Annotated in this window: 10 protein-coding genes; 3 read left to right on the top strand and 7 right to left on the bottom strand. The window is 72.6% G+C overall.

What is annotated here, in order from left to right; genetic code table 11:
- Window positions 1-29: 29 nt before the first annotated feature.
- Window positions 30-1,811, bottom strand: a complete 1,782-nt coding sequence (locus GTW67_RS27660; protein WP_161167494.1) for an N-acetylglutaminylglutamine amidotransferase — start codon at window positions 1,809-1,811, stop codon at window positions 30-32.
- A gap of 154 nt (window positions 1,812-1,965) precedes the next feature.
- Window positions 1,966-3,096, bottom strand: coding sequence for a carboxylate-amine ligase (locus GTW67_RS27655; RefSeq protein WP_346010752.1), 1,131 nt, complete (start codon window positions 3,094-3,096; stop codon window positions 1,966-1,968).
- Window positions 3,097-3,359: 263 nt separating this feature from the next.
- Between GTW67_RS27655 and GTW67_RS27650 the strand changes: the two genes are divergently transcribed.
- Window positions 3,360-4,220: an alpha/beta fold hydrolase gene (locus GTW67_RS27650; protein WP_161167492.1), complete on the top strand. Its 861-nt coding sequence runs from the start codon at window positions 3,360-3,362 to the stop codon at window positions 4,218-4,220.
- Between the two features lie 34 nt (window positions 4,221-4,254).
- Here the strand turns inward: GTW67_RS27650 and GTW67_RS27645 are convergent, their stop codons facing one another.
- Complete coding sequence (locus tag GTW67_RS27645) at window positions 4,255-4,917, bottom strand: type III effector protein (RefSeq protein ID WP_161167491.1); 663 nt, start codon at window positions 4,915-4,917, stop codon at window positions 4,255-4,257.
- Between the two features lie 124 nt (window positions 4,918-5,041).
- Between GTW67_RS27645 and GTW67_RS27640 the strand changes: the two genes are divergently transcribed.
- Both GTW67_RS27640 and GTW67_RS27635 read left to right on the top strand, forming a co-directional pair.
- The gene (locus tag GTW67_RS27640) at window positions 5,042-5,479 is read left to right on the top strand and encodes an Hsp20/alpha crystallin family protein (RefSeq protein WP_161167490.1); all 438 of its coding nucleotides are present in this window, start codon (window positions 5,042-5,044) and stop codon (window positions 5,477-5,479) included.
- 184 nt (window positions 5,480-5,663) lie between these two features.
- Window positions 5,664-6,059, top strand: a complete 396-nt coding sequence (locus GTW67_RS27635; protein ID WP_202437779.1) for a DUF2267 domain-containing protein — start codon at window positions 5,664-5,666, stop codon at window positions 6,057-6,059.
- A 26-nt stretch (window positions 6,060-6,085) separates the two neighbouring features.
- Here GTW67_RS27635 and cynR read toward each other — a convergent pair whose 3' ends face one another.
- The 4 genes from cynR to GTW67_RS27615 all read right to left on the bottom strand — a co-directional run.
- A complete protein-coding gene (gene cynR / locus GTW67_RS27630) occupies window positions 6,086-6,991 on the bottom strand; it encodes a transcriptional regulator CynR (RefSeq protein WP_161167489.1) in 906 nt (301 codons plus the stop codon).
- A gap of 31 nt (window positions 6,992-7,022) precedes the next feature.
- Window positions 7,023-7,523: a nucleoside deaminase gene (locus tag GTW67_RS27625; RefSeq protein ID WP_161167488.1), complete on the bottom strand. Its 501-nt coding sequence runs from the start codon at window positions 7,521-7,523 to the stop codon at window positions 7,023-7,025.
- 41 nt (window positions 7,524-7,564) lie between these two features.
- Complete coding sequence (gene cynS, locus GTW67_RS27620) at window positions 7,565-8,035, bottom strand: cyanase (protein ID WP_161167487.1); 471 nt, start codon at window positions 8,033-8,035, stop codon at window positions 7,565-7,567.
- A gap of 87 nt (window positions 8,036-8,122) precedes the next feature.
- Window positions 8,123-8,297, bottom strand: a 175-nt coding sequence (locus GTW67_RS27615; protein ID WP_272920538.1) for a carbonic anhydrase, incomplete at its 5' end; no start/stop codon positions are given.

Below are 8,297 nucleotides of genomic sequence, written 5' to 3'. Positions count from 1 at the left end.
GGCGCCGCCGTACGGGGCGCGTCCGCGGGTCATATCCCGTGCGTCTGAAGCCATATTTCCAGCAGAGCCACTTGCCACAGGGCGTTCGCCCCACGCTTGGTGCGGTGTTCGCCGGGCGCCGCCAGGAGCTCGGCGAGGTACGACTCCCGGAACAGGCCGCGCCGCTTCGCCTCCGGGGTCGCGAGGGCTTCGCGGACCCGGTCAAGGACGGGCCCGGCCATGTGAGTGATCGCCGGCACCGGGAAGTACCCCTTCGGCCGGTCCACCACGTCCTGCGGCAGCAGTTTGCGGCCGGCCTCCTTCAGCACCCCCTTGCCGCCGTCGGCCAGCTTGAGTTCCGGCGGACAGGCCGCGGCCAGCTCCACCAGCTCGTGGTCCAGGAAGGGCACCCGGGCCTCCAGGCCCCAGTCCATGGTCATGTTGTCGACCCGTTTCACCGGGTCGTCCACCAGCATGACGTGCGTGTCCAGCCGCAGCGCCGCGTCCAGCGCGGTCTCCGCGCCCGGCACGGCCATGTGCTCGCGCACGAAGTCGCCGGAGACGTCCTCCGCCCGGAGCATGTCCGGCTGGAGCATCCGGGCGAGATCGGCGTGCGGCCGGTCGAAGTACGTCTCGGCGTACCGGGCGGGCTCGTCCTCACGGGCGACGGAGGCCAGGTCCGGGTACCAGTGGTAGCCGGCGAACACCTCGTCGGCGCCCTGCCCGCTCTGGACGACCTTCACCTCCTTCGACACCAGCTCGGACAGCAGATGGAACGCGACCACGTCATGGCTGATCATCGGCTCGCTCATCGCCGCGATCGCCCCGTCCAGGGCCGTCGACACCCGCTCGGAGGGGACCATCAGCCGATGGTGGTCGGTGGCGAACTCGCCGGCGACCAGCTCGGAGTACCGGAACTCGTTCCCCTCGTCGCCGCCCTCCGACTCGAAGCCCACGCTGAACGTCGCCAGGTCCCGCTGCCCCTCGTCGGAGAGCAGGGCCACGATCAGACTGGAGTCCAGACCGCCCGACAGCAGCACGCCCACGGGCACGTCGGCGACCATCCTGCGGCGCACGGCGGTGCGCAGCGCGTCCAGGACCGCGTCACGCCATTCGCTCGGGCTCATGTCCCGGTACTCGGGGCGGCGGGTGTACGACGGCTGCCAGTAGCGGTGGTCCCGCTCGGTGCCGTCCGGCTCGACCACGCGCACGGTGGCGGGCGGGAGCTTGCGCACCCCGGCCAGCACGGTGCGGGGCGCCGCCACGGTCGCGTGCCAGCTCAGGTACTGGTGGACGGCCGCCGGATCCAGCGAGGTGTCGACGTCCCCGCCGGCGAGGAGGGCCGGCAGCGACGAGGCGAACCGCAGCCGTGCGGGCGTCCGCGCCACGTACAGCGGTTTGATGCCGAGCCGGTCGCGGCCGAGGACCAGCCGGCCGGTGCGGTGCTCGACGACCGCGAAGGCGAACATGCCGTGGAAGCGCTCGACGCAGGCGGTGCCCCACTGCCGGTACGCCGCGAGGACGACCTCGGTGTCGGACGTCGACCGGAACCGGTGACCGAGACCCAGCAACTCCTCGCGCAGGTCCTGGTAGTTGTAGATGCAGCCGTTGAAGACGCCGGTCACCTCCCGCGCCGTGTCCGTCATCGGCTGCGCGCCCTGCTCGGACAGGTCGATGATCTTCAGCCGCTGATGGGCCAGCGCCACCGCGCCCCGCGACCAGAGCCCGTGACCGTCGGGTCCCCGTGGGGCCAGGCGGTCGCTGATGCGCCGTACGGCCGCCAGATCGGGCCGCCCGCCGTCGAAGCGGATCTCCCCGCTGAGGCCGCACATCACGCACCACCTCCCCGGTGCCCGTCGGCGGTCCGCGTCCGTGGCCTCCGCTCGGTCCCTTCCGTCGGGACCTGGGCCAGGCTGGTGGACATGGGTTCGTGTCTCCTTCCGGATGAGGGCGGCGCCGGGAATCCGTCCTGGCGGCGGGTCCGTCTCACACGTGCCCGGCCAGGCGCCGAGAACGCCGGCGGCTGCCCCGGCCGCCGCCCCGGGTCTCGGCGATCAGCAGGTCCGTGCAGGCCAGGAGGACGTCCCTCTCGGCGAGACGGCGCATGCGGCGGGCGGCGCTGCCGTCCGCCAGGGCCCGCTCCGCGAGCGCCCGTACGGTCTGCCAGTCGCCGTTGGCCATGAGCACCGGACGCACCTTGTCCAGCAGACCGTGGACGACGTGGGCCGCGGACGCCTCGTGACCCGTGCCCGGGTCGACGAGGCTCCCTTCGAGCCCGGACCTGGCCGCCCGCCAGGTGGCGGCACGCAGCCACTCGTGCCGGCCCCGGCAGCGGGGAGCGGCCGGGCTCTCCAGCCGCTGCCGCGCCTCGGTCACCAGGGCCCGGAAGAGCCCCGCGACGAGTACGACCGTCTCCGCACGCGGGCAGGAGTCGCAGATCCGCAGTTCGAGGGTCCGCTGATGGTCCGAGGGCCGGATGTCGTAGTAGATCATCCCCGGGTCGCTGATGACGCCCGAGCCGACGAGACTGCGCACGGCGGTGTCGTACGCGGCGGCGTCGACGAAGCAGCCGATCGGTCCCGCGGTGGGCCACCGCTGCCAGAGCATCGTGCGCCAGCTCGCGTAGCCGGTGTCGGCCCCCGCCCAGAACGGGGAACTCGCCGAGAGGGCGAGGAGCACGGGCAGCCAGGGCGACACCTCGCACATGATCCGCACCGCGGTGTCGCGGTCGGGGACGTCGACGTGGACGTGTGCCCCGCAGATCAGCTGCTCGTCGGCGACCATCCGGTACTCGTCGGCCATGCGGCGGTAGCGGACCCCGGGGGTGTGCGGCGTGTCCCCGGGGCGGCCCAGGGGGACCGTGCCCGCGGCCACGACGGCCAGCCCGTGTCGGCAGGCCGCCGCGTCCAGGGTCCGTCTGGTGCCGGTCAGGTCGTCGTACAGGCCGTCCAGGGACGTGTGCACCGCGCTGTTGGTCTCCACGGCCGCCTGCTGAAGCTCGGTCGTGAAGGTCTGCTCGGGGAGCCCTTCCAGTACCGCGTCGGCCCGTGCCGCGAGCAGACCCGTCTCCACCTGCACGAGATGGAACTCCTCTTCCACGCCGATGCGAACGGTCACGACGCCTCCTCGTGACGACGGACACCTCACCGCCGTCGGGAAGGGAACCGGCCGGTCCCTGGGTGACGGCGAGCTGTGCCCTCGGAGTTCCCACTCGCGCCACATCTAGACCACGGCGCTCGTCCGCGACGCGGGCCGCGCCGCGTGCCGGACCGTCCGCGAACGTCTGCGTTTCCGCATGTCAGGCCGGACACGACCCGGTTCACCCGGATGGGGGACACGCGTCCAATCCCGGGGAGCGCACCGGCTGACACAGTGGGCGCATGACTGTTTCCGACGGAGTTCCCCACGTGAACGGCGGCCGGCCCGGGGCCACCGAGAGCTCGACCGTGTCGCTGGACGACGGCGACATCCACGTGTGCCAGGACGGTGCCCCTGACGCCCCAGCCCTCCTGCTTCTCCACGGGTCCGCGTCCTCGACCCGCTCCTGGGAGCCGATGGTCCCGCTGCTGACCGGAGCGCACCGGGTCGTCCGGATCGACCTGCTCGGGCACGGCCGTTCGGCCAAACCGGCCGACAGCAGCTACGCGCTCCCGGACCAGGCCCGCCGGGTCGGCGCGGTGCTGGACCGGATCGGCGTCGAGCACGCCGTGGTCGTCGGTCACTCCAGCGGCGGCGCGGTCGCCACCGCCCTCGCGGAGCAGCGGCCCGACCTGGTGACCGCGCTCGTGCTCGTCAACACCGGACCCGGCCTGGACGCCCTGATCGCGACCGGGGCCGCCGCGACCGGCCCGACGCAGTGGCCGCCGACCGACGAGCAGCTCCGCGGATTCGCGAGCACCGGCTTCAGCCGCCCGGGCTACCGGATCCCGGACGAGCTCCTGGACGACCTGCGAGGCATGACCCCGCACACGCTCACCGCCTCGATGGGCGCCACCCACGCCTACCTGGAGCAGCGGACCCTGCCGGACCGGCTCGCGGGTCTGGGCAAGCCGCTCCTGGTGGTCTTCGGAGAGGACGACCGCAGGTGGCGGTCCTCGTCCGCCGACGACTACCGGGCCGTACCGGGCGCGAGGATCGAGCTGCTGCCCGGTCTCGGCCACTCGCCCCTGCTGGAGGACCCGCCGCGGACGGCCGCCCCGCTCCTCGCCTTCACCGCGCTCCACGCGGCACGGGCGCACTGAGCCGGAGGGCACTGGACCAGGGGGACGCCGGCCGCTAATCCGTAGCGGCCCGCCCTTCACCGTCCGCTGCGTCGCGGAGCCGGTCCGCGCGGCGCGTGAGGGTGTCGATGCGGGCGACCAGCTCCGCGTGGCCGCCCGCCAGGTGGTCGCGGGCGCCGGCCAGGGGCCCGATGAGTCCGGCGGCGTCGTCGTGGCCCAGGGCCAGCACGAGGGGGGTGCGGGCCTCGGCGGGCAGACCGGTGAGGGCGGCGACCTGTCCGGCGAGCTGACGCAGGTCGGCGGCGTTGCCGCGGGCCCAGGCGGAGACGGCGCGGTCGGCGGCGCGGCGGTCCCGCGTGGCCTGTACGCGTTGCTCGCCGGTGCTGCCGGGGGCCCCGGGACGCAGACGCAGATAGCGACGCTCGGCGGCCTGCCGGCTGGCGACGCCGAGGGGCTGGGCGAGGTCGGCCCAGCTGGCCCCCGCCTCACGTGCCGTCTCGATCAGTCCCGTCTCCCACCCCGCGAGCTGGGTGCGCACCTCACGCAGGAGCAGCAGCGCGGCGAGCGCCTGGTCGGAGCCGACCTCCGCGGCGCCGGACCGCTCCGCGGGCCGTGGTGCCTGGGCGTCGTGAACGGCCTCCTCGATCGCCGCCAGCGCTGCCTCGGCGGCGAGGAAGGAGGCGGGCGGGGAAGCGGCCTCCTGCGGGTCCGCGGCCATGGTCACCTCCACTCGGTCATGTCATCCACTGGATGACGGTCTCGCTTGTCATCGTTCCGATGACATGCTACAAGAAATGCAGAAGCCAGCGCATGAGCGATCTGCTCGAACTGGAGGTGTTTCCATGCTGATGCGCACCGACCCCATCCGTGACTTCGACCGGCTCACCCAGCAGCTGTTCGGCAGCACGTCCGGCACCTGGTCGCGTCCGACGGCGATGCCCATGGACGCCTACCGCGAGGGTGACGCCTACGTCATCGCCCTCGACCTGCCCGGTGTCGATCCGGACGCGATCGACATCGACGTCGAACGGAACATGCTGACCGTCCGGGCCGAACGCCGCCCCGTCACCAGGGCCGACGACGTGCAGATGGAGCTCTCGGAGCGGCCCCTGGGCGTCTTCTCCCGGCAGGTGATGCTGGCGGACACCCTCGACACCGAGCACATCGGCGCGGACTACGACGCGGGCGTGCTCACGCTGCGCATCCCGATCGCCGAGCGGGCCAAGCCGCGCAAGATCTCCATCGGCGGCGGCGCGCGGCGCAAGGAGATCTCCGGCTGAGGCGGAGCCCCGCCCCCGGCGGAGGATGGACGGCTTCCCCCGCGCCGTCCGTCCTCCGCCCGCGCGTCCGCACGGGCTTGCCCGGCGGAAGCAGAACCCGATGGCCATGCAGTGGAACAAGGAAGGCACTGTCACACCGATGCAGCTCAAGACGGCACCAGCGGCGACCACCACGGAACCGGCGATGTCGTACGTCCAGTTGGTCGAACAGGTCCGCTACCAGGGTGCGTACGCCACCCGTGAGAGAGCCGAGGACGTCGTCTCGGCGGTACTGGCCGCCCTCGGGCGTCGCATCACCGGCGAGGAGCGCGTCGAGCTGGCGGCCCGCCTCCCCCGGGAGGCGGCCCGGATCTTCGCCTCGCAGATCCCCGGCACCGACACGATGACCGGCTGGGCCTTCGTCAGGGACCTCGCCACCCGTACCGGGGGCACCCTGGCGACCACCCGCTGGGACGTCGGTTCCGTGCTGGGCGTCGTCGCCCGCCTCGCCGGCCCCGACCTGCTCGACCGCATCCTCGCCCAACTGCCGTCCGGCTATGCGATCCTCTTCGGCCGCGCGGAACTCACCCAGGCGGCCTGACGTGCCGTCAACAGGCGTGGCCGGCCTCAGTCCTGGCGGTATCCGCGCTGCACCACCACGTCGTCGACGAGCCGGGTGAAGGCGCGCACGGCCGCGCTGCGGTAGGCGTGGGCCCGGCTGAGAAGGGTGACCTCGCGCGGGGGCAGGGCCGGCCGGAGCGGCACGGGACGCAGATGAGGGTGGTCGTGGGTCACGGCGTCGGGCAGGACGGTCGCGAGCGGCGTGCGCTGGACGATCTCGATGAGCGCCTGGATGGAGTTGGCCTCCATGGCGATGCGAGGAGTGACCTGGTGCGCGGTGAAGTACGCGTCGATGTGGCCGCGCGTCGCGAAGTCGCCGCTGAGCAGCACCAGTTCCCGGTCCGTCAGCTCCTGGAGGTCCAGCGGCTCCCGCGGAGTGGCGTCACCGGGATCGGCGCGCACGACCAGGCCGAGGTTCTCGGTGTACAGGTCGGTGGCCTCCACACCCTGCTGGTGCGGGCCGGCGAAGGCGATCCCGAGGTCGATGTCGTCGGCGACCAGCGCGGACTCGATGGCGTCCTGCGTGGTCTCCCGGACGGTGAGGGTGATGCCCGGATGCCGGTCGTGGAGTTCCGCCGCGAGGGGGCCGATGAGGTACGCGGTGAAGGACGGCGTGGCCGCGAGCCTCAGACGGCCGCGGGAGAGGTCCTCGACGTCCTGGAGGGCGCGTTCCCCCGCGGCCAGGTCACGCAGGGCCCGCCGGGCGTGCTGGAAGTAGGTCCGGCCGGCGTCGGTGAGCCGCACGCTGCGCCCGGTGCGGTCCAGGAGCTGCACCCCGAGTGTCCGCTCCATCTGCCTGACCTGCTGGGACAGCGTCGGCTGGGAGATGTACAGCTCCTCCGCGGCCCGGGTGAAGCTGCCCTGGTCGGCGACGGCGAGCAGGTAGCGCAGATGACGCAGTTCGACGGACACGTCGCAAATATACGGGTGCGGGTGCCCGGGTTCAGCCGGCGGTGGGGGCGCCGACGACGCGCCGTTCGCCGCCGTTGCGGTCCTGCCAGAGCCGGTACACCTCGACCGCGGACTCGCTGGGCTCGTACCGCGTGGGCAGCCGCCGCTCGTCCCAGGGCTTGGCGAACTCGTCGTAGAACGTGTCGAGTTCGAAGTACTTGCGGTCGTCCACGTAGTGCGGCTCGTAGGCGTCCCGGGTGGTGAGGAAGACGACCTCGTCGGGCGAGCAGTAGTACAGCGCGCCCAGGCACATCGGGCAGGGCTGGGCGAGCACGTAGATCGTGGCGCCGACGAGGTGTTCGGTGCCGAGCCGGGTGCAGGCCTCCCGGATGGCGAGGATCTCGGCGTGCGCGGTCGGGTCGTCGGTCTGGGCGACCCGGTTCGGGCTCTCGGCGAGGATCTCGCCGTCCTTGACGACGACGGTCGCGAAGGGGCGGCCGCCCTCGGTGACGTTGCGGCGCGCGAGGTCGATGGTGCGTTGCACGAAGTCCATGTCAGCTCTCCTCTGCTGATGCTGATAGGGGGCGGCGGGCATCAGAAGGGCTTGAGCGGCAGGTACTTGCCGTCCAGCGTGATCACGGCACGCTCGCCGCCCTCGGGGTCGGCGACCTTCTTGACGTCCAGCTTGAAGTTGATCGCCGAGATGATGCCGTCGCCGAACTCCTCGTGCACCAGGGCCTTCAGCGTGGTGCCGTAGACCTGGAGCATCTCGTGGAAGCGGTAGATGGTCGGGTCGGTGGGGATGCCGCCGGGGATGGAACCGCGCGTGGGGATGGTCTGGAGCAGCAGCACCGCGTCCTCGTCCAGGCCCAGCAGCTCGCCGACCGCACGGGCGGCCGCCTCCGGCAGGGCGTGCTGGCCGAGGACGGCCGCGGTGGTGAAGGCCACCGACAGGCCGGACACGTCGGCGATCTGCTGCCAGGTGAGGTCCTTGCGGGTCTTGGCCTCGACGGCGGCCGCGGCCACGGCCTGACGGGCGGCGGGGTCGAACTGGGCGTGCGTCATGGTGTTCTCCTTCAGGTACGGACTCATGTACGGAAATGAGGGGGCTGTCCCGGGTCCGGGACCGGGGGAGGGGCGGGCGGCCGGGTGTCAGGCCGCGTCGGCGCCGCTGTGGCCGCTCGCGCCGAGGACGTCGACGCCGCCGGTGGCGATGTCGAAGACCCAGCCGTGCAGGCGGACGGAGCCTTCGGCCAGGGCCCTGGCCACGGAGGGGTGGGTGGCCAGGTTCGTCAGCTGGGCCAGCACGTTCGCGCGCACCAGGCTC

The sequence above is a fragment of the Streptomyces sp. SID5910 genome, from assembly GCF_009862125.1.
In the GTDB taxonomy this organism is placed as follows: Bacteria; Actinomycetota; Actinomycetes; order Streptomycetales; family Streptomycetaceae; genus Streptomyces.
The sequence above is the reverse complement of the archived record's forward strand: the minus strand, read 5'-3'. Positions and strand labels throughout refer to the sequence as shown.

Coding starts and splice junctions, on each gene's coding strand:
- GTW67_RS27645 (WP_161167491.1), bottom strand. CDS start 4,917: ATGGCCGCGGACCCGCAGGAGGCCGCTTCCCCGCCCGCCTCCTTCCTC.
- cynS (WP_161167487.1), bottom strand. CDS start 8,035: ATGACGCACGCCCAGTTCGACCCCGCCGCCCGTCAGGCCGTGGCCGCG.
- GTW67_RS27635 (WP_202437779.1), top strand. CDS start 5,664: ATGTCGTACGTCCAGTTGGTCGAACAGGTCCGCTACCAGGGTGCGTAC.
- GTW67_RS27660 (WP_161167494.1), bottom strand. CDS start 1,811: ATGTGCGGCCTCAGCGGGGAGATCCGCTTCGACGGCGGGCGGCCCGAT.
- GTW67_RS27625 (WP_161167488.1), bottom strand. CDS start 7,523: ATGGACTTCGTGCAACGCACCATCGACCTCGCGCGCCGCAACGTCACC.
- GTW67_RS27650 (WP_161167492.1), top strand. CDS start 3,360: ATGACTGTTTCCGACGGAGTTCCCCACGTGAACGGCGGCCGGCCCGGG.
- GTW67_RS27640 (WP_161167490.1), top strand. CDS start 5,042: ATGCTGATGCGCACCGACCCCATCCGTGACTTCGACCGGCTCACCCAG.